This window comes from Exiguobacterium sp. s59 (assembly GCF_018617475.1).
GTDB classification, from domain to species: Bacteria; Bacillota; Bacilli; order Exiguobacteriales; family Exiguobacteriaceae; genus Exiguobacterium; species Exiguobacterium aestuarii.
In genome coordinates, this window is sequence record NZ_JACSKG010000008.1 from 38,561 (window position 1) to 56,677 (window position 18,117).

Sequence of the window (18,117 nt, forward strand, 5' to 3'; positions counted from 1 at the left end):
AAAGGGGTTGACAGTGAGAATCATTATCATTTATAGTCAGGTAGGAAAATCACTTACATAGAGGAGAATTTTAAATGAAAAAGTGGATGCTTGCGTTACTTACGCTTTGCTTAACTGTCGTCCTCGCCGCTTGCGGTGGATCAGACGATACAGATAACGATACAAGTTCAGATGCGGCGACGCGCTCGATCGAGCACGCAATGGGAACGGCCGACGTACCTGAAAATCCGGAACGCATCGTTGTTTTGACGAATGAAGGGACAGAGGCCCTTCTCGCCCTTGGCGTCAAACCGGTCGGAGCCGTCAAATCTTGGAACGGTGACCCGTGGTATCCACACATCGAATCCGAGATGACAGATGTCACAGAAGTCGGGACAGAAAGTGAAGTCAACTTAGAGGCCATCGCGAAACTCAAGCCAGACCTCATCATCGGAACAAAACTTCGTCAAGAGAACATCTACGACAAATTGAACGCCATTGCGCCAACAGTCATGTCAGAAACACTCAAAGGAGATTGGCAAGAAAACTTCGCCCTTTATGCGAACGCACTCAACCTTGAAGAAGAAGGAAATGAAGTGTTAGCTGCTTACGATCAGCACGTCGAAGATACGAAAGCTGAACTCGGAGACGCCGTGAACAAAGAACTCTCTGTCGTCCGCTTCCTTCCTGGCGCGTCACGTATTTACTTCACGGATAGCTTCTCGGGTGTCATCTTAGGAGATGTCGGGGTAAAACGCCCAGCTTCGCAAGATCGTACCGAGTTTGCTGAAGAAATCACGATGGAACGCATTCCAGAGATGGCTGGCGACCATATCGTCTACTTCACATACGGCGGAGCAGACGGATCAAAAACAGCAGAAGAATGGCAGTCGAACCAGTTATGGAAAGACCTCGATGCCGTCAAATCAGGTGAAGTGACAGAGGTCAGTGATGACATTTGGAACACATCAGGTGGTGTCCTTTCTGCCAACCAAGTACTTGATGAACTCGTCGACATTCTAAAATAAACAATAGCGCACCAATTGATTCGGTGCGCTTTTTCGTGAGCTCATATGGTAAAATTTTCATATCAACTCATAAGGAGATTTGCTATGCAACGTACCTTTCGAAAGTCGGCGACCGACCGTTCCATTGCCGGAGTATGTGGCGGGATTGCTGAATATGTGAATATCTCTTCTTTTGGGATTCGTCTCTTATTCGTCTTTTTGCCAGCAAACTTTCTCATTTACATCTTACTTGCCAATTTGATGAAGGATGAACCGCACTATCTATAAGAAAACGCGAAAGCTGTTAGCTTCCGCGTTTTTTTGTTAGGCATTCACTTTGTCTTTCATCGCTTCAAGCGCACCGCTGTTCAGGAAGTGCCATGGTTTGTTGTAGTGCGGTTGGAAGAAGAAGTCGACATATGCGAGCTCTTCGATCGTCATCTCGTTTTGGATCGCAAGAGAGAGCGTGTTGACCGCTTGTGTCAAATCCGCTTTCGACAACACTTGTCCTCCGACAATGCGATGCGTCTCTTTTTCGTAGACGAGTTTGAATTCAACTTTCTCTGCGGTCGGCATGAACTCCGGACGATACGCATCCTCGATGACGACACTTTCTACGTCGAGTCCGAAGAGTGTTGCCGCTTCTTCCGTTAACCCAGACGACGCGATGTTCCAGTCATAGAGTCGTAGTCCTGACGTTCCTTGTGTCCCTTGATAGCGGACACGAGGCTGCATCATGTTTTCTGCGACGAGCGTTCCCATCCGGACCGCATTCGTCGCAAGTGGGATATAGGCGTGTGTACGCGCCGGGTTGTAGTAGACGGCACAGCTGTCGCCTGCCGCAAAGATGTCCGGGTTGCTCGTGCGCATATATTCATCGACGATGATGGCACCGTTTCCGAGCATGTCGACCTGTCCTTCTAAGAGTCCTGTGTTCGGACGAAATCCGACACACAAGATGACGAGGTCCGCCTCGAATTCACCTTTGTCCGTCACGACATGTGTGACGTTTCCGCTCGTTCCACGGAATGCCTCGACCGTCTGACCAAGTTCGAGGTCGATTCCGCGACTTGTCATATCCGCTTCCAATTGATCCGTGAACGACTTGTCGAGATATTTGTTCAAGATACGGTCGGCACTGTCGATGAATGTGACATGTTTACCGTATGCTTCAAACGCCTCGACGAGTTCGACCCCGATATACCCCGCCCCGATGACGGCAATCTTCGTCGCGTCTGTCGCCCGCTCGATAATGCGTTGTGCGTGCGCATAGTTTTTACAAAGTTCGATTCCATTCATTTCGATTCCTGGGAGCGTCGGGACGATCGGCCATGAACCTGTCGTGACGATCAAGCGGTCATACGTGTCATGCACGTCTTCTCCCGTCTCGAGATTTTTGGCGTGGACCGTCTTCGCTTCGACATCGATGGATAAGACGTCATGTTTCATCCGCATTGTCGCTCCGAGTTCTTCAAGTTCACGTGGAGATGAGTAGAATAATTCTTCTGCACGTTGGACGACCCCACCGACGTGGAGCGCAATCCCACATGAGAGGAAGCTGACGTTGTCGTTCCGCTCGTAAACGGTGATGTCGAGATTGTCGTGCTTTGCGAGTAACCCTTTGACAGCTGCTGTTCCTGCGTGTGTACATCCGATGACTGCGATTTTCATATGAGTCGTCTCTCCTTTTATGTTAGACCGTACGTTTCTTTTCACATTGTGATAAATATCACATTTAATTCTTGACCTTAGTGTACTATTTCACAATATAGGATTCAATGACTATGCTCACTATTTCACGTAAAAGTGTCTAAAATTTGAACAGTATGAACTTCCAATTGAACTATAGTGTAGTGCACATAAAAAAGCATCGTCCCATTTACGGAACGATGCTTATTTCTCATTCATCTGTTTCATTAAATCCATCTGTTCTTGCACCATCGCTTCTTTCTCCCGACGCAGTACTCCTTTGTAGGCGACGCGTGAAATCGATAAACTGATTTCATATAGGAAGAAGAGTGGCAATGATACCATGAGGTGCGATGTCAAATCCGGCGGTGTGATGAATGCCGCGACTACGAATAGCGCGAAGTACGCATACTTACGAATCTTCGATAAGAAGTACGGTGTCACGACACCAATCCGGGTCAAGAACATCGTCACAACCGGCAATTGGAACAATAGACCGAACGGGATCGTCAGTTGCAACAAGAACGTGAAGTAATTGTTCGCACCGATGATTTGTTCGAGTCCGAGGTCTTGCCCGAGGTCCGTCGAGATGTCGAGGACGAGCGGGAACAACCAGTAGTAGGCGAACGCAAGACCGATCAAGAACAATCCGAAGATGATCGGGATATAGGCAAGGGTGCCTTTCCGTTCATTCGGATGCAGACCGGGTGCGACAAACGCCCACACTTGATACAGTAGGAATGGGCTCGCCGCAATCAGGCCGATGATGAGCGCCAAGTTCAAGTAAATCATGAGCGGGTCCGCGACCCCAAAGGCGTTCAGTTCGAGCCCGCGTTCGACGAGATCTTCTTGCAAGTACGCGAGCACATATTTGACACTCGGCAAAGCCATCAAAAAGAAGGCAAAGACGACAAATGCAGATAGCATCAGTCGTCTTCGCAGCTCTGTCAAGTGATCGGTAAGTTCCCGCTCTTGATCAGGTTGATGATTCATGGCTTACTGCTCTTTCTTTTCGATAGCTTTCTTGTCGTTCTCGTCGTGCTCGTTCATCATGCCGTTCGTTGCATTTTTGAACTCACGAAGCGTCTGTCCGGCCGCGCGACCAAACTCCGGTAATTTCTTCGGTCCGAAGATGATGAGCGCGATGATGGCGATGATGAATAGACTCGCCCCACCCGGAATTCCGACGACGAGTGATGATGCTAGTAATTCCATTATTGATGGACCCCCTCAGCGGTTGGATAGTGTTGCATAAAGTAAATGAGTGACTGCAGCTCAATCGACAAATCGATGTGATGAACGCGAACCGTGTCCGGTACGGTAAGTCGTGCCGGTGTGAAGTTCAAGATGCCCTTGATGCCGAAACGCACCAAGTCGTCTGCGACGGACTGCGCATAGGCAGAAGGTACCGTCAAAATCGCGACGTCAATCTTGTTTTGCTCCATAATCTGTTCCATCTCATCGACGTGATGAATTGGGACGCCTGACATCGTCGTGCCGACTTTTGTCTCGTCTGCGTCGAACCCGACGACGATATGTGTGTTATTGTTTTTAAGGAAGTTATAGTTGACGAATGCCGTCCCAAGGTGACCGACCCCGACCAAGGCGACATTCGTAATCTCGTCCTGATTCAGTGTCTTTCGGAAAAAGTCTAACAGATACTGCACGTTATAGCCATATCCCTTTTTACCGAGCGCACCGAAGTACGAGAAATCACGGCGAATCGTAGCCGAATCGACCTTGACCGCCTCACTCAGTTCTGCTGAAGAGACACGTTGTTTCCCTGACGCATGCAGGCTTTGAATAAATCGATAGTATAGTGGCAACCGTTTGGCTGTCGCTTGTGGAATCTTTGGTTCGTTTTGACTCAACGGAAAGAGCCTCCTTTTTACGACACGTTACAAACGAATCTGAATTTCATACACCTTGATTGTAAACGAATTCACATGACCACTCAACGAATATACCTAAAATCGCTGAAAAATACAGTATACTAAATAGAGAGAAAGGGGTTTTTTCACTTGATCCTACTGCAAGTCAATAACTTATCCAAATCCTTCGGCGTTGAGCCGATTTTAGAAAACGTAAAACTCGAAATCCAAGAAGGCGAACGCGTCGCCCTCGTCGGTCGTAACGGGGCCGGTAAGTCGACGCTTTTGAAGGTCATCGCTGGTGAATATAACTATGACTCTGGGGACATCATGAAGCCGAAAGACGTCACGATCGGCTATCTCGCCCAAGACTCAGGGCTAGAATCCGATGAGACCATTTGGAACGAGATGCTCACCGTCTTCACGGGCTTAATCGAGCAAGAAAAGACGCTCCGTCGCATGGAAGCAGATATGGGCTCGGAACGGATTTTAAATGACGCTGCGGCGTACGAACGTCTCCTCTCTTCTTATGATGAAGAGCAGCATACGTTCAAAGAACGTGGCGGATATCAATATGAAGCAACGATCCGCTCGGTCCTCCATGGAATGCGTTTCTATCCGGACGATTTCGAACGTCGCATCGACACACTCTCCGGTGGACAACGGACACGCCTCGCCTTGGCGAAGATGCTCCTTCAAAGTCCCGACCTACTCATCTTGGACGAGCCGACGAACCATTTGGACATCGAGACGCTCGCCTGGCTTGAGAAGTACTTGAGCGGCTATAAAGGCGCCGTCCTCATCGTCTCCCACGACCGGTACTTCCTCGACCGTGTCGTCTCGGTCGTCTATGAGCTGTCGCGTCACCGCAGCCGCCGTTTCGTCGGGAACTATACGAAGTATCTCGAGCAGAAGGCCGCCCTCTACGAACAAGAAAAGAAGCAGTTTGAGTCGCAGCAAGAAGAGATTGCCAAGATGCAGGACTTCATTCAGCGAAACATCGCTCGGGCGACAACGACGAAACGTGCGCAAAGCGTGCGGAAGCGTCTCGAGAAAGTCGACCGCCTCGATGCTCCAGATGGTGACGAGCGCAGTGCCGTCCTTTCCTTCTCCATCAAACGCCAAAGCGGAAACGATGTATTGAGCGCGAGTGACCTCGCCATCGGATATGAGGACGCAATCGCCCAACATCTTCGCTTCCAGCTACAACGCGGTGAATCGGTCGCCCTCGTCGGTCCGAACGGGGTCGGTAAGTCGACATTACTTAAAGTGTTGACGAAACAGCAAGCCGCCCTCACTGGCGAGATTCGCTACGGGACCGGCGTCGAGATCGGCTACTACGATCAGGAACAGCAAAACTTGTCCGACGCGAACCGTGTCATCGACGAGATTTGGAATGACTGGCCACTCATGCGCGAACAGGAAGTCCGGAGTCTTCTCGGACAATTCCTCTTCAGCGGCGATGATGTCATGAAGCGCGTCCACGAACTCTCTGGTGGCGAACGGGCACGTCTCACGTTGGCCAAATTAAAGCTCGAGCAGCCGAACCTGCTCATCTTAGATGAGCCGACGAATCACTTGGACCTCGACTCGAAGATGATTTTAGAGAACGCGCTCCTCGACTACCCAGGTACGATCCTCTTTGTCTCACACGACCGATACTTCATTGACCGACTCGCGACACGTGTGTTAGAAATCACGCCGAACGGCATCGACGAGTATCTCGGGGACTACTCGTATTACGTCGAGAAGAAAGAAGAACTCGAAGAACTCGCGCGTCTCGCTCGTGAAGAGACGAAGCAGGTCGTCGTGAAGAAACAGCGTGCCGACAAAGAGCAGCAACGGGAAGAGCGTCGGATCAAACAGCGCATCGAAGAGATCGAACTTGCGATTGAGCAACATGAGAACCGCCTTGATGAAATTGAACAATTGCTCTGTGAACCGGATGTTTTCAACGACTTCGCCCGCGCCCAGGAGTTGTCGACCGAATCAGACGCAGCGAAAGAATCGATCACAGCTCTCTATGCGGAATGGGAGGAACTCCATACATGATGCGTACCCGTGCCATGCGAATCGAGTTCATCCAAGCGTTCCTCACGGGACTGGCCTACATTGTGCCGACCGGAACCGAGTTCGTGTCTGAACTCATCCGAGGCGAATCGACGATCGTCCCGTCTATTCTCTTTTACTTTTTACCGGTCGTGATTGGCTTCATCATTCAGACGTGGCCAGGGATTCTACTCAGTCTTTTCAGTGGCCTTCTCATGAGCACGCTCTTCATCCGTATCGTCGTCTGGCCGGTCGATGTGACCGTTCATACGTTCTATGCGCCCGGCTCGGTGTGGGCTCACTTCTATGAAGAGACGCTCTTCATGTGGATTCTCGCCCTCCTTGTGTTTATCGTGAGCCGCATCAATACATGGCATCGCGAGAACTATCGACAGCCGAAAGCTTGAACCGTCCGTCCTCTTTTTTGCGAGAGGACGGCTTTTTGATTTATGTATAAATTTATTTATAGATTAGGCGTTTTTTCTTAATTTGTTTTTCGTTAGAGTGCGCGTTATTCTAGTCACGTACCGAAACAACGGATTATTTCTTAGGAGGAATGACAGATGAGTAAACATGTATTAATGGTCGTGACGAACGCAAAAGAAATGAAGGACGGTCACACGACTGGACTTTGGTTATCCGAATTTGGTGAGGCATACGTCGAGTTCAAACAACAAGGATATGACATCACGGTCGCTAGCCCGAACGGTGGTCAATCTCCAATCGACGCACGCAGTTTAGAAGGAGAAGTACCGGCTGACATTCAAGCGACGGCTCCTCTTCTCGAAGATACGATTGATTTGAAGACGATCACCAACTTCGATCAATTCGATGCCATCTTCATGCCAGGTGGTCACGGAACAATGTTCGACCTTCCACAAAGCGAAGCGTTGAATGTTGCCATCCGTTCGCTATTTGAAGCAGGTAAAACGGTTGCTGCCGTCTGCCACGGTCCCGCTGGTCTTGTCGGTGCGACATTGTCTGACGGGACACCACTCGTGAACGGTAAAACGATTGCGACGTTCACGGATGAAGAAGAACGTGCGACAGGTCTTGATATTTACATGCCGTTCCTACTTGAAACGCGTCTTCGTGAACTCGGTGCGAACATCGTGCTCGCAGACAACTTCACAGAAAACGTTCAAGTCGATGGAAACTTGGTAACAGGCCAAAATCCACAGTCGACGGTTGCTGTCGCAAAAGCCGTCATCAACACGTTAAACTAATCGATTCTTTCTCGTTGCCAATCGATGAAAGAGGACGACCCGCCTGTTCTCGAACAGGCGGGTTTTATAGATGAGGAGGAATGAAGATGATTACCATTTTAGCTCAGATTCAAGCGAAGCCCGGTCTCGGCTCCGCGCTTGAGACACATTTACGAAAAGTCGTCGCCCCATCACGCGCCGAGGCAGGTTGCGTCTTCTATACGTTACATCGTGTCGAAGGCAACCCGGACGCGTTCGTCTTTTACGAGAAGTGGGCCGACAAGGCGGCACTCGATGCGCATATCGCCTCACCCCACTATCAAACGTATCGCAAAGAAGCAGAAGCATTGCTTGCTCGTCGCGATGTCCAATACTTAGAAGAAATCAAGGAGGTAGACTAACCGATGGAACGTTTTCACTATCACAACCCGACTAAACTCTTATTCGGGAAAGGACAACTGCAATCACTCCGTACCGAAATTCCACAATACGGAGACCGCGTCCTTCTTTTATACGGTGGCGGGAGCATCAAAGCAAACGGACTTTATGATGAAGTGACTGCTCTTTTATCCGACATGGGAGCAACCGTCGTCGAACTCTCTGGCGTCGAACCAAATCCACGTCTGACGACAGTTCAAACAGGGATCGACTTAGTCCATGAACATCACATCGACCTCATCCTTGCTGTCGGTGGAGGTAGCGTCATCGACTGTGCGAAAGGAATCGCAGCCGGTGCAAAATATGACGGGAATCCGTGGGACATCGTGACACGACAAGTCCCCGTCACAGATGCGGTACCAATCGGGACTGTGTTGACACTTGCGGCAACTGGATCAGAAATGAACGGTGGAGCCGTCATCACAAACTGGGAGGCACAGGACAAGCGCTCGTTCGGTTCACCCCTCACTTATCCGAAATTCAGCGTGCTCGACCCAACGTACACGTTGAGTGTACCGGCGAACCAAACCGTTTACGGAATCGTCGATATCATGTCGCACGTCTTCGAACAATACTTCCATGCTTCAGAGAACGCTTTACTCCAGGAACGCTTCGGAGAATCGATTTTACGGACCATGATGGAGACGGCGCCTCGTCTCGTTGAAAACTTGAATGATTTCGACGCACGCGAAACGATGTTGTTGAATGGAACGTTCGCCTTGAACGGGACGTTATCGATGGGCGTGAAGACGGACTGGGCGACCCATATGATTGAGCATGCGGTCTCTGCCGTCTACGATATCCCGCACGGTGGCGGTCTCGCCATCCTTTTCCCGGAATGGCTTCGCTACGTTGGGAAGACACGCCCCGAGCGCATCATTCAACTCGGTGAACGCGTCTTTGGTATTGACGTGAATGGCAAGTCGGATGACGTGCTCGTCGAGGAGACGGTTCAGGCGTTACAAGACTTCTGGACATCAATCGGTGCCCCGTCACGTCTGAGTGATTATGAGATTGACGCCACACACCTCGAATTGATGGCAGAACGGGCGATGGTCGCTGAACAGATCGGCCAGTACGTCCCACTCCGTCAACAAGACGTAGCGACTATCTTAACAAATGCATTATAAAAAGTAGGGCCCACGTGGGTCCTACTTCATTTTGCCTCCTGCAACGCTTTGATGACTTGGTTGATGACGGGGTCATGCTTCGACTCGGTCCGGTGCGCGAGGTAAATAACGTTCGTCGCAAAACGCTCAGGCGACACGACTTGAACCGTTCCTCGCTCGAGTGCATGCCGAATTAAATAGTTCGGTAAGATGCTGATGCCGCACTTCGATTCGATCGCCGCAAGGATGGCATCAACGTTCGGTAAAATCATCTCCGGACGGATGTCTGGACGTTCCCCGAACTGGGTCTGATAGTAACGACGGATGATGGGAAGCTCCAATCCGTAACTGATCCACGGCTGGCGGTCCATCCAGTCTTTCAACTCGTCGGTCGGAACTTCCCAATCGTTCGGTGCCACTAATAGAAATGATTCGTCGGCAATCGGAACGTATTGGATCCCTGGCTCCTCCATCCGCTTCGTCGCAATGACGAAGTCGAGTTCCCCGTCCGCCAAACGCTTAATCAAATCCGCGGTCATTCCAAAATCTGCGATGTACTGTGCAATATCAAGCGGTAAAGCGGGTATAATCTCATGTGTGACGAACTCGGTCGGTCCACCGAACTTGAGGACCGGACGCGGTTGCTCCCCTGAGACATATTTCATCTCAAGTGACAACTCTTCGAGACGGTCGATCAACCCGACCACTTGCGTGTACAGTTCCTTCCCCGCATCCGTCGGAATCATCTGACGTGGTGCACGTGTGAAGAGGGACGTCTCGAGTTCCGATTCAAGTGCGGCGATATGTTGGCTGACAGCCGGCTGTGTTAAAAATCGGACACGCGCCGCAGCCGATACGGAACGTTGTTGGTACACGTGGATAAAACTGCGATACCATTCAAAATCAATCATCTGTGTAAACTCCTTTTGTATTCGTTACCTTCAGTATAAAAGGGAGTAAATCATAAGACAAATAACGTTTAAAGGATACATCGATAAATAAATTTATAAGGAGTGGATTGAACATGAAAGCTTTATTACTACATGAACCGAACGCATGGCAAGCGATGCAAATCGAGGAGGTCGACGCACCGACACTTCGTTCCGGCGAAGTATTGATTGAAGGGGAATACGCCGGCCTCAACCCGGTCGACTATAAAACCGCGACCAACGGCAAACCCGAATGGTCATATCCTCACGTGCTCGGGCTCGATGTTGCCGGTACGATTGCCGCTGTCGCGGATGACGTGACGAATGTACAAGTCGGTGACCGCGTCCTCTATCACGGCAACTGGAATGAATGGGGCGGATTCGCTGAATTCACTCGTGCCAAAGCACACATGGTCGTCCCGATCCCTGAATCCATCTCGTTCGCTGATGCGGTCGCGTTACCGACAGCCGGATTCACAGCATACCAAGCCATCTTTGAAAAACTCCCGATGAATGCGATCGATACGATCCTCATTCACGCCGGGGCCGGTGGCGTCGGCGGATTCGCGATTCAGCTCGCGAAGTATCTCGGGAAACGCGTCATCACGACCGCTTCAGCGCGCAACCATGACTGGGTCAAACAACTCGGAGCTGATGAGGCGATCGACTACAACACGGAAGATTGGCAACAACGGGTGATGGAACTAACGAATGGTCACGGTGTCAATGCCGTCATCGATCCCGTCGGTCGGGAGACGGCGACCGCTTCCCTTCACGTCATCGCCTATAACGGACACATCGCCCATATCGCAGGAGCCCCTGACATGAGTGTCATCAAACCGTTCACACGCGTCATCTCCTACCATGAGGTCGCGCTCAATGCAATCCATCATCAACAGGACCGCGTGAGCGAGGCGAACATCGTCCGCATCGGTACGCACATGCTCGAACTGCTTGCAGCGGGTGAGATTCGACCGATGATTCAAGAGACGATTCCATTCGCGGACATCCCGAAGAAATTGGTCGAACTGTCAGACCGACACGTCGTCGGGAAAATCGTTGCCAACTTGAAGGCATGAAAAAAGAGGTCAGCGTATCATGATACGCTGGCCTCTCTTTATAGTTAGAAGTATCGCAACGGTTGGAATCCAATCGTATGGAAGTCGAGCTTCGTCCCGTCTTCTGCAATAAAGAAGACAGCCTCGTTCGTATCAACGTCACGTGTGAACACTTTGTAGAACGTCATCGATTTTTCGTCATTCGTCACATAGCGTGCCTCATGTGTCGAGATGACTTGTGCGAACAGTTGCTGTTCATCGAGTTCCTCGATCAAAGCGTCAAACTTCGCAGCCTCTTCTTCCGTTGCCTCGCGACCTCGCTCGATTTCATAATAAGCATCGCTCGCCTTCGGCTGTACACCAAGATTGCGATCAACGACGATCACACGCTCTGGCTTTTGATCAACGACACTTGCGTAGCCATATAATGACTCAATCAGCGTGTTCTCTCCGGTCACACGACCAATGCCCTCTAATGACTCTTCTCCAGTCAACGACTTTACTCGCGTCTCTTCTGGGACAATCTCCTCTTGATAGGCGATATTGTAAGCGCGGATGATCTCTCGTACTTGTAAGAACGTCGCAACGACGAGCAATACGATAAGTCCTCCGATGATGATGCGTTTCGTCATGTCTCTATTTCCCCCTAGACTGTCATGCTCTCTTCTAAGGATAACCCAGGAACCGCATTCATCGCTAGTGTATCGCGCTTGCCGCGCACATACGCGTGATGTGCCGCAACCCCGATCATGCCAGCATTATCCCCACACAGGTCAAGTGGTGGGATGACGAGTTGAATCCCTTCGGCAGCAGTCGCTTCTTGAAGCGCAGCACGAAGTCCACGGTTTGCCGCGACACCACCAGCAACGAGCAATTGCTTCGCCCCTTTTTCTTTCACGGCGCGAATCGCTTTCTCGACGAGTACTTCGACGACACTCGCTTGGAAGCTTGCTGCCAAGTTTTCCGGGATGACCGTTTCGCCGCGTTGCTCCGCATTGTGTACGGCGTTGATGACTGATGACTTTAAGCCACTGAAACTGAAGTCGAAGCTACCTGGTTCAAGACGGACGCGTGGGAAATTGTACGTGTCTTCCCCGACCGCTGCCAAACGATCGATCGCCGGACCTCCCGGATATGGAAGACTGAGTGTGCGTGCGACTTTATCGTACGCCTCTCCTGCCGCGTCATCACGTGTCTCACCGATCACTTCGAATACACCGTGTTCTGGCATATAAACGAGCTCTGTATGTCCACCTGAGACGACGAGACAGACGAGTGGGAACTGCATCTCTTCGACGAGTTCGTTTGCGTAAATATGTCCCGCGATATGATGGACGCCGATGAGTGGTTTTTGATGGGCGAACGACAATGCTTTAGCCGCACTGATGCCGACGAGAAGGGCACCGACGAGACCCGGTCCTTGTGTGACCGCGACCGCATCGACGTCTTCCATCGTCACGCCTGCTTCGCTCAACGCATCGTCAATGACATACGTGATCCGCTCGACATGATGACGAGACGCCACTTCAGGGACGACGCCACCAAATCGTTTATGACTCTCGATTTGAGAAGAGACGACGTTCGACAAGAGCGTCTTTCCGTCTTTGACGAGCGCAACAGACGTCTCGTCACAGCTCGACTCGATCGAGAGAATCAGTGATGTGTTCATTCTGAGTCACTTCCTAACTTCGCCCAATAAATATAGGCGTCTTCATTATTATCCTGATAGTAACGTCTTCTTCGTCCGGCTTGCATAAACCCAAACTGTTCATACAGTTTTTGCGCGCCTACGTTCGACACGCGGACTTCTAACGTCAATCCGACAAGCCCCTTTGACTTGGCAAACGCGACAAGTTCCGCTAACAGTTGATTCCCGATCCCTTGCCCACGAAATTCGGGTAAGACGGCAATGTTTGTGATATGTCCTTCATCGACGATTTGCCATACCCCTACAAAACCGATAACCCGTTTGTCATAGACCGCGACAAAATAAATGGCCTGTTCATTCCGAAGCATCTCGTTCATGAACGCCTCTTTTGTCCACGGAATCGAGAACGACGCCTCTTCGACTTTCGTCACTTCCTCGACATCGAGCCACGTCATTCGACGAATTTTCACGTCAGCCATTGTTTTGTCCCTCTAACCATTTTGCTTCCGCTTCGGCGAGTCGCAAATACTCCGGTTCAAACGCATGGACGTCATTCGTCTCATCACTGAAAACAACCAAATCGCTCGCACGACCGTAACGATGAGCAGCCGGTGCTTCGACATACTCATATTCGCTCAACACCTCACGGAACGGTTCGACGTCTCCAACGACGAGGAAACGTCCTTGACTATTGAGTCGCAACCAGTCGGCGACTGACGCATGTTGATCGTGCGTCAGTGCCTTGTTGTGCTGATAATATCCGATATAGGCGTTGCCACGTCGCGCGTCAATTAACGAGACGACCGGCAAATCCGTATTCGGTGCCGCTGCCATGAGTTGAAGGGCAGATACCCCAATTAGTGGAATGTTCAGCGTATAAGCGAGTGTCTTCGCTGTCGTCACTCCAATCCGAATTCCTGTGTACGACCCAGGTCCTGTCGTGACAATGATCCGTTCAAGCATATTCGGTGTCCACTTGACCGCTGCCATGAGCTGTTCAATCATCGGCATGAGTGTGACCGCATGATTTTTCGAGACCATGACTGTCGCTTCAGCTTGAATTTCTCCAGCTTCACTTAATGCGACAGACAAACGTGTCGTTGCGGTATCGATCATTAATTGCTTCATGCGAGCACCTCCTTGGCGATTCGAACGTAACGGTCACCTGTTGGAGCGAGCGTCAATTTCCGTTCCTCGTCACTGACCCGTTCAATTGTGATGGCCAGGCGTTCTTCCGGAAGAGAAGACTCAATCAAGTTCGACCACTCCACGATGGCGACACCGTCACCGTTGATGTATTCCTCAAGACCGATGTCATCCCCCGTATCTTCGAGACGATAGACATCCATATGATAGAGCGGCAAACGCCCTTTGTATTGTTTCATAATCGTAAACGTCGGACTGTTGACGTTCCGCGTGACACCGAGTCCTTTTGCGAACCCTTGTGTGAACGTCGTCTTGCCCGCGCCGAGGTCACCGTTTAATGTGATGACCGTTCCTGCTTCGACGAGCGTAGCCAAACGTTCTGCCACCGCTTGCGTCTCCGCCGCAGAATGCGTAATCAATGTATACATGAATGGTTCTCCTTTTATCACTTCTCATACGTACTCATTGTACACTTCATTTTAAGCAAAAAAAAACACGAAACGCTATCGTTTCGCTATCTCATTTAAAAATTGGTTGCGGGGGCTGGATTTGAACCAACGACCTTCGGGTTATGAGCCCGACGAGCTACCAGACTGCTCCACCCCGCGACGACATATGAAATTAAATAAAAATTGGTTGCGGGGGCCGGATTTGAACCGACGACCTTCGGGTTATGAGCCCGACGAGCTACCAGACTGCTCCACCCCGCGATGGTTTGAATTGTTTCGACATCCTCTATAATAAGCGAGACAGTTATAAAAAGCAACCTTTTTCTCAATGTTTTTTGAAAAATGGAATCGGGAACACATATAACAGTATAGAATTTAGAGAAAAGGGGCGCGACCGCCATGTCCAAATGGGGAAACCGATTCAAGAAATGGTTCTTTTCGGAGATCGAAGCCGATATCACCTTTGACCCGGCAGCACTCATTCCGAAGCAGGTAGTTACCGGAACCCTGCATGTATCGAACCCGACGACAACCGTCGTTCGACTACAAGAACTGACACTCAATTTTTTGACGACCTTTAAAGACATCACCATGGAAGGAAATGAATTCAATCGGGAAGCTGACATTCAAGAAGTACCGATTCCGCTGTCTGTCGTACTAGAACCCGGTGCGAAGGAGGATGTTCCATTTTCATTTGAATTGACGATGTATGCCCCTTCTTCCGCAGGTGCCCCTTATAGCGTGGAGGCGACGTTATGGGACAAGGACATGAAACGTGTCTGGTTTGACGTGATTGAACACATTGAAATCGAACCGATGCCTGAACTGAAACGACTGCTCGACGCAACTGCTCATGCTGGACTTGAACCAATGTTTGTTCGTAACGTGATTGATCCCCTTGGGGAAGAGCGTCCTTATCCATTCGTTGAGAAGTATGGATTCAAGCCAATCGGTGAATGGGCCGACGAGTTTGAGGTCGTCAAATCGTTTTGGCGCCTCCACGAAGACGGGATCGACCTCTACTATTGGCTCGACAACATTGAGACTCAGCGCACCCTCGAGTCGATGGCGACCGACGTCGAATTGCGTCATCGTTCCCTCACGTGGGAACAACTCGAACGTGAGCAAGAACAGCTCGGTCTCGGCATTCAAGATACGTTACGCAGTCACCGCTCCTCGTGAGCGGTTTTTTCAATTTGAATAATATCCCCACTCGTATTGACGATGGTTTGGAAGTGATGGCGATACGGATGCATGAACAACTCATATTGAAGACGTCGCTCGTCATGGGAGGCGCGTAAGTAATCCAGTTCCATTCCCCGTTCCTGGATATCACGATTCGCTCTGCGTCTAAATTCTGTTTCTCCGTCGGTATAAAGATAAATCGACTGGTCAAAAGAAGTGAGATCAAGAAAAGCGACACTCATGCCCTCAACAATCGTAATCGGCTTCTCGGGATCAATCCATGTCCGCTCTAAATATGGGACGTCAATCGTATAAAATCCAATCCCTTCCCGAATCATACGGACATCACGCTCGAGTGAAAGCAGATGATGCGCAGACGGATGACACGCCGTCATCTTAAAGTGATGGGTTATTCCATCGTGTTCATACGTGAGTAATGTTTGTTTCCGTAACTGTGAATCTGTGATGTACGGGTCGGTATGAAACAGGTTTACATCCCCTAATCTTTCTCGTAATCGTTCGGCCAATGTAGATTTACCGGCCGCTCCATGCCCCGAGATGGCAATCAACGTTCGTTTCCCCGGTCTCACCCTTTGTTCGATTTCATCGATGAGTCGTTCCATGATTCTCCCCCTTTGGTACACTAGATAATAGAAAGGAAGTGTATCAATCTCATGTCTACTTGTCCATTTTGCCATCCCACGCTCGATCCACATCAAACGATCGTTGCTGAGAATGACTCTTGTTATTTTCTCATGCATGACCTCGAGCAGGACGTTCTCGTCGGCTCAGGCGTCATCGTCCCGAAAGCGCACCGCGCAACGACATTCGACTTAACATCGTTAGAATGGCAGCATACTAACGAATTGCTTCACATAGCAAAAGAACATCTTGATCGAACCTTTCAACCTGACGGATACACACTCGGTTGGAACGTCGGCATGGCTTCGAACCAAACCGTACCTCACGCTCATCTACACGTCATTCCTCGTTACGAGGCAGGACCTCATGCGGGGAAAGGACTTCGCCACTGGTTAAAACGACCGGAGTAAATAAGCAGCTCATCGCGTGAGGATGAGCTGTCTTCTTTTTTCATCGGTCTCTTCGAGTCGCTGTTCGAGATTTTCTACTTGTATGGTCATACGTGCAATCAACCGATTGATTTCCTGATTAAGTTCATTTACATGATCAAGCGATTCATTGATTCTACCGTGCATGGTCCACTCGGAGAAAATGTCATCTAAGAAGTAATCCGCAAACTGAATGAGGGAGCCACGTTGAACATGTAACTCTTCGACCACTCCTTGCACGTCGGCTAATTCACGGGAAAAACGTTCCAATGCAGATTGAAGTTCATGCATCGTCTGTTCGGAAGCATCCAATGCATCATGCTTCATCGCAGTCGCAATCAATCCTCCACCAAAGAACGTATCATACGTCGACCATCCCTTTGCGCTGTCTAAATGCTTCAGTGTTTTCGCAATTGTTGCTCTTGCGAATCTTCCCGCCTCAATCGCTTCCCGATATTCAATAAGAAGTTCATTCATCTCCGCTTGTTGATGTGTCAGACGGTGAAGATCTTTTCGAACAGCCGGGTCTTTAGTAAGATGTGCCTCTTTCGTTTCTAAGAATGTCTCCCATTCATCATCGATCGTTTCATAGGCCTCCAGCTTTTCTCGTAAATCTCGATGTTCAAGCGTCAATTCGTCAATCATCGCCTCATGTTCACGTAACTTCAGTTCGGCTCGAGCAGCTTCCTCTACCTCTTTTGTACGCTGTTCATCAAATGTCCCTCTCCACTTTCGCCATGTATTCACGAGTGAAAAGCTTTCAAGATCGTAAACATCACGCTGTTCCCTTGTAAATGTATTGAGTAACTCTTTTCGTACGGTTTCGTGCTCTTTCAACTGCGTTTCAATTGTCTTTTGCTTACGGACAAGTCGATCACGCTCGGCAAGACGCTGTTGCAACTCTAATTGCACATCTTGAAAATCTTTCATTGGTCTTCCCCTTTCGTTTCATACATCGGATTCAATAAGACATTGGTTCATTGTCGTATCCAGGAGTCTCGACATTCTAATCTCTTACTGGTATCTGCAAGGTGTCTGCCTCTTGTCGAAAGCTTGCAGTTAAACGTCTTTTATAGTGGCTAATCGAATATACAAAACAATCCCCTCTTTCTCATACTTTGTACGAAAAAGAAGGGATAAAGTTTCAATGAAACAAAAAAACGACCGAGCGTTATGCTCGGTCGTCCTCTGCGTTGTTGCCTGGCAACGTCCTATCCTCACAGGGGGAGATCCCCCAACTACTTTCGGCGCTGAGACGCTTAACTTCCGTGTTCGGCATGGGAAC

Annotated in this window: 22 protein-coding genes, 2 tRNA genes and 1 rRNA gene; 10 read left to right on the plus strand and 15 right to left on the minus strand. The window is 49.8% G+C overall.

Going from position 1 to position 18,117, the window contains the following annotated elements; all coding sequences use genetic code 11:
- Positions 1–74 precede the first annotated feature (74 nt).
- The gene (locus tag KNO91_RS14125) at positions 75–1,007 is read left to right on the plus strand and encodes an ABC transporter substrate-binding protein (protein WP_214814803.1); all 933 of its coding nucleotides are present in this window, start codon (positions 75–77) and stop codon (positions 1,005–1,007) included.
- Positions 1,008–1,091: 84 nt separating this feature from the next.
- Entirely contained in the window at positions 1,092–1,274 is a 183-nt protein-coding gene (locus KNO91_RS14130) for a PspC domain-containing protein (protein WP_214814804.1), read from the plus strand.
- A gap of 36 nt (positions 1,275–1,310) precedes the next feature.
- Here KNO91_RS14130 and KNO91_RS14135 read toward each other — a convergent pair whose 3' ends face one another.
- The 4 genes from KNO91_RS14135 to KNO91_RS14150 all read right to left on the minus strand — a co-directional run bounded on the left by KNO91_RS14135 (position 1,311) and on the right by KNO91_RS14150 (position 4,546).
- Positions 1,311–2,657 carry an FAD-dependent oxidoreductase gene (locus tag KNO91_RS14135; protein ID WP_214814806.1) on the minus strand — a complete coding sequence of 449 codons (1,347 nt, stop codon included), beginning with the start codon at positions 2,655–2,657 and terminating at the stop codon, positions 1,311–1,313.
- Between the two features lie 222 nt (positions 2,658–2,879).
- The gene (tatC, locus tag KNO91_RS14140; RefSeq protein WP_214742996.1) at positions 2,880–3,668 is read right to left on the minus strand and encodes a twin-arginine translocase subunit TatC; all 789 of its coding nucleotides are present in this window, start codon (positions 3,666–3,668) and stop codon (positions 2,880–2,882) included.
- 3 nt (positions 3,669–3,671) lie between these two features.
- Entirely contained in the window at positions 3,672–3,890 is a 219-nt protein-coding gene (gene tatA, locus KNO91_RS14145; RefSeq protein WP_034770678.1) for a twin-arginine translocase TatA/TatE family subunit, read from the minus strand.
- Positions 3,890–4,546: a redox-sensing transcriptional repressor Rex gene (locus tag KNO91_RS14150; protein WP_214790854.1), complete on the minus strand. Its 657-nt coding sequence runs from the start codon at positions 4,544–4,546 to the stop codon at positions 3,890–3,892. Before KNO91_RS14150 ends, tatA begins: the two co-directional genes overlap by 1 nt.
- Before the next feature lie 150 nt (positions 4,547–4,696).
- Between KNO91_RS14150 and KNO91_RS14155 the strand changes: the two genes are divergently transcribed.
- The 5 genes from KNO91_RS14155 (at position 4,697) to KNO91_RS14175 (ending at position 9,368) form a co-directional block, all read left to right on the plus strand.
- Positions 4,697–6,598 (plus strand): ABC-F family ATP-binding cassette domain-containing protein, encoded by a 1,902-nt coding sequence (locus tag KNO91_RS14155; RefSeq protein ID WP_214790852.1) that lies wholly within the window; start codon positions 4,697–4,699, stop codon positions 6,596–6,598.
- Positions 6,595–7,002, plus strand: a complete 408-nt coding sequence (locus tag KNO91_RS14160) for a hypothetical protein (RefSeq protein WP_214790850.1) — start codon at positions 6,595–6,597, stop codon at positions 7,000–7,002. The genes KNO91_RS14155 and KNO91_RS14160 overlap by 4 nt, the downstream gene beginning before the upstream one ends.
- A 156-nt stretch (positions 7,003–7,158) precedes the next feature.
- Positions 7,159–7,821, plus strand: a complete 663-nt coding sequence (locus KNO91_RS14165; RefSeq protein ID WP_214818586.1) for a type 1 glutamine amidotransferase domain-containing protein — start codon at positions 7,159–7,161, stop codon at positions 7,819–7,821.
- Positions 7,822–7,907: 86 nt separating this feature from the next.
- The gene (locus KNO91_RS14170) at positions 7,908–8,201 is read left to right on the plus strand and encodes a putative quinol monooxygenase (RefSeq protein WP_214818588.1); all 294 of its coding nucleotides are present in this window, start codon (positions 7,908–7,910) and stop codon (positions 8,199–8,201) included.
- Between the two features lie 3 nt (positions 8,202–8,204).
- The gene (locus KNO91_RS14175) at positions 8,205–9,368 is read left to right on the plus strand and encodes an iron-containing alcohol dehydrogenase (RefSeq protein WP_214818589.1); all 1,164 of its coding nucleotides are present in this window, start codon (positions 8,205–8,207) and stop codon (positions 9,366–9,368) included.
- Between the two features lie 26 nt (positions 9,369–9,394).
- On the opposite strand, the gene KNO91_RS14180 is transcribed toward KNO91_RS14175, so the two are convergent.
- On the minus strand, positions 9,395–10,258 hold the full coding sequence (locus KNO91_RS14180; RefSeq protein ID WP_214818591.1) for a LysR family transcriptional regulator: 864 nt from the start codon (positions 10,256–10,258) through the stop codon (positions 9,395–9,397).
- 113 nt (positions 10,259–10,371) lie between these two features.
- On the opposite strand from KNO91_RS14180, the gene KNO91_RS14185 reads away from it, so the two are divergent.
- On the plus strand, positions 10,372–11,355 hold the full coding sequence (locus KNO91_RS14185) for a zinc-binding dehydrogenase (protein ID WP_214818593.1): 984 nt from the start codon (positions 10,372–10,374) through the stop codon (positions 11,353–11,355).
- Between the two features lie 44 nt (positions 11,356–11,399).
- Here KNO91_RS14185 and KNO91_RS14190 read toward each other — a convergent pair whose 3' ends face one another.
- The 7 genes from KNO91_RS14190 to KNO91_RS14220 all read right to left on the minus strand — a co-directional run bounded on the left by KNO91_RS14190 (position 11,400) and on the right by KNO91_RS14220 (position 14,838).
- Positions 11,400–11,966: a hypothetical protein gene (locus KNO91_RS14190; RefSeq protein WP_214818595.1), complete on the minus strand. Its 567-nt coding sequence runs from the start codon at positions 11,964–11,966 to the stop codon at positions 11,400–11,402.
- Between the two features lie 14 nt (positions 11,967–11,980).
- A complete protein-coding gene (gene tsaD, locus KNO91_RS14195; RefSeq protein ID WP_214818597.1) occupies positions 11,981–13,003 on the minus strand; it encodes a tRNA (adenosine(37)-N6)-threonylcarbamoyltransferase complex transferase subunit TsaD in 1,023 nt (340 codons plus the stop codon).
- On the minus strand, positions 13,000–13,461 hold the full coding sequence (gene rimI, locus KNO91_RS14200) for a ribosomal protein S18-alanine N-acetyltransferase (RefSeq protein ID WP_214814822.1): 462 nt from the start codon (positions 13,459–13,461) through the stop codon (positions 13,000–13,002). The genes tsaD and rimI overlap by 4 nt, the downstream gene beginning before the upstream one ends.
- The gene (gene tsaB, locus KNO91_RS14205) at positions 13,454–14,110 is read right to left on the minus strand and encodes a tRNA (adenosine(37)-N6)-threonylcarbamoyltransferase complex dimerization subunit type 1 TsaB (protein ID WP_214818599.1); all 657 of its coding nucleotides are present in this window, start codon (positions 14,108–14,110) and stop codon (positions 13,454–13,456) included. The genes rimI and tsaB overlap by 8 nt, the downstream gene beginning before the upstream one ends.
- Positions 14,107–14,556: a tRNA (adenosine(37)-N6)-threonylcarbamoyltransferase complex ATPase subunit type 1 TsaE gene (gene tsaE, locus KNO91_RS14210; protein ID WP_214790828.1), complete on the minus strand. Its 450-nt coding sequence runs from the start codon at positions 14,554–14,556 to the stop codon at positions 14,107–14,109. Before tsaE ends, tsaB begins: the two co-directional genes overlap by 4 nt.
- Positions 14,557–14,659: 103 nt before the next feature.
- Positions 14,660–14,736 (minus strand) — tRNA-Met (locus KNO91_RS14215).
- Between the two features lie 25 nt (positions 14,737–14,761).
- A tRNA-Met gene (locus KNO91_RS14220) sits at positions 14,762–14,838 on the minus strand.
- A 138-nt stretch (positions 14,839–14,976) separates the two neighbouring features.
- On the opposite strand from KNO91_RS14220, the gene KNO91_RS14225 reads away from it, so the two are divergent.
- Entirely contained in the window at positions 14,977–15,759 is a 783-nt protein-coding gene (locus KNO91_RS14225; protein WP_214818602.1) for a sporulation protein, read from the plus strand.
- Here the strand turns inward: KNO91_RS14225 and KNO91_RS14230 are convergent.
- Positions 15,744–16,385: a uridine kinase family protein gene (locus KNO91_RS14230; protein ID WP_214818604.1), complete on the minus strand. Its 642-nt coding sequence runs from the start codon at positions 16,383–16,385 to the stop codon at positions 15,744–15,746. The two genes, KNO91_RS14225 and KNO91_RS14230, sit on opposite strands and share 16 nt — an antisense overlap.
- 51 nt (positions 16,386–16,436) lie before the next feature.
- Here KNO91_RS14230 and KNO91_RS14235 point away from each other — a divergent pair, with 51 nt between their 5' ends.
- Entirely contained in the window at positions 16,437–16,814 is a 378-nt protein-coding gene (locus tag KNO91_RS14235; protein WP_214818606.1) for an HIT family protein, read from the plus strand.
- 9 nt (positions 16,815–16,823) lie between these two features.
- Here KNO91_RS14235 and KNO91_RS14240 read toward each other — a convergent pair whose 3' ends face one another.
- Together KNO91_RS14240 and rrf are read right to left on the minus strand one after the other, a co-directional pair.
- A complete protein-coding gene (locus tag KNO91_RS14240; RefSeq protein WP_214814832.1) occupies positions 16,824–17,762 on the minus strand; it encodes a coiled-coil domain-containing protein in 939 nt (312 codons plus the stop codon).
- Positions 17,763–18,030: 268 nt separating this feature from the next.
- Positions 18,031–18,117, minus strand: a 5S ribosomal RNA gene (gene rrf, locus KNO91_RS14245); the annotation flags it as partial.

Excerpts from the sequence above, each read along its gene's own strand:
- KNO91_RS14125 (WP_214814803.1), top strand. The coding sequence starts at position 75 with ATGAAAAAGTGGATGCTTGCGTTACTTACGCTTTGCTTAACTGTCGTC.
- KNO91_RS14130 (WP_214814804.1), top strand. The coding sequence starts at position 1,092 with ATGCAACGTACCTTTCGAAAGTCGGCGACCGACCGTTCCATTGCCGGA.
- KNO91_RS14135 (WP_214814806.1), bottom strand. The coding sequence starts at position 2,657 with ATGAAAATCGCAGTCATCGGATGTACACACGCAGGAACAGCAGCTGTC.
- tatC (WP_214742996.1), bottom strand. The coding sequence starts at position 3,668 with ATGAATCATCAACCTGATCAAGAGCGGGAACTTACCGATCACTTGACA.
- tatA (WP_034770678.1), bottom strand. The coding sequence starts at position 3,890 with ATGGAATTACTAGCATCATCACTCGTCGTCGGAATTCCGGGTGGGGCG.
- KNO91_RS14160 (WP_214790850.1), top strand. The coding sequence starts at position 6,595 with ATGATGCGTACCCGTGCCATGCGAATCGAGTTCATCCAAGCGTTCCTC.
- KNO91_RS14165 (WP_214818586.1), top strand. The coding sequence starts at position 7,159 with ATGAGTAAACATGTATTAATGGTCGTGACGAACGCAAAAGAAATGAAG.
- KNO91_RS14170 (WP_214818588.1), top strand. The coding sequence starts at position 7,908 with ATGATTACCATTTTAGCTCAGATTCAAGCGAAGCCCGGTCTCGGCTCC.
- KNO91_RS14175 (WP_214818589.1), top strand. The coding sequence starts at position 8,205 with ATGGAACGTTTTCACTATCACAACCCGACTAAACTCTTATTCGGGAAA.
- KNO91_RS14180 (WP_214818591.1), bottom strand. The coding sequence starts at position 10,258 with ATGATTGATTTTGAATGGTATCGCAGTTTTATCCACGTGTACCAACAA.
- KNO91_RS14185 (WP_214818593.1), top strand. The coding sequence starts at position 10,372 with ATGAAAGCTTTATTACTACATGAACCGAACGCATGGCAAGCGATGCAA.
- KNO91_RS14190 (WP_214818595.1), bottom strand. The coding sequence starts at position 11,966 with ATGACGAAACGCATCATCATCGGAGGACTTATCGTATTGCTCGTCGTT.
- tsaD (WP_214818597.1), bottom strand. The coding sequence starts at position 13,003 with ATGAACACATCACTGATTCTCTCGATCGAGTCGAGCTGTGACGAGACG.
- rimI (WP_214814822.1), bottom strand. The coding sequence starts at position 13,461 with ATGGCTGACGTGAAAATTCGTCGAATGACGTGGCTCGATGTCGAGGAA.
- tsaB (WP_214818599.1), bottom strand. The coding sequence starts at position 14,110 with ATGAAGCAATTAATGATCGATACCGCAACGACACGTTTGTCTGTCGCA.
- tsaE (WP_214790828.1), bottom strand. The coding sequence starts at position 14,556 with ATGTATACATTGATTACGCATTCTGCGGCGGAGACGCAAGCGGTGGCA.
- KNO91_RS14225 (WP_214818602.1), top strand. The coding sequence starts at position 14,977 with ATGTCCAAATGGGGAAACCGATTCAAGAAATGGTTCTTTTCGGAGATC.
- KNO91_RS14230 (WP_214818604.1), bottom strand. The coding sequence starts at position 16,385 with ATGGAACGACTCATCGATGAAATCGAACAAAGGGTGAGACCGGGGAAA.
- KNO91_RS14235 (WP_214818606.1), top strand. The coding sequence starts at position 16,437 with ATGTCTACTTGTCCATTTTGCCATCCCACGCTCGATCCACATCAAACG.
- KNO91_RS14240 (WP_214814832.1), bottom strand. The coding sequence starts at position 17,762 with ATGAAAGATTTTCAAGATGTGCAATTAGAGTTGCAACAGCGTCTTGCC.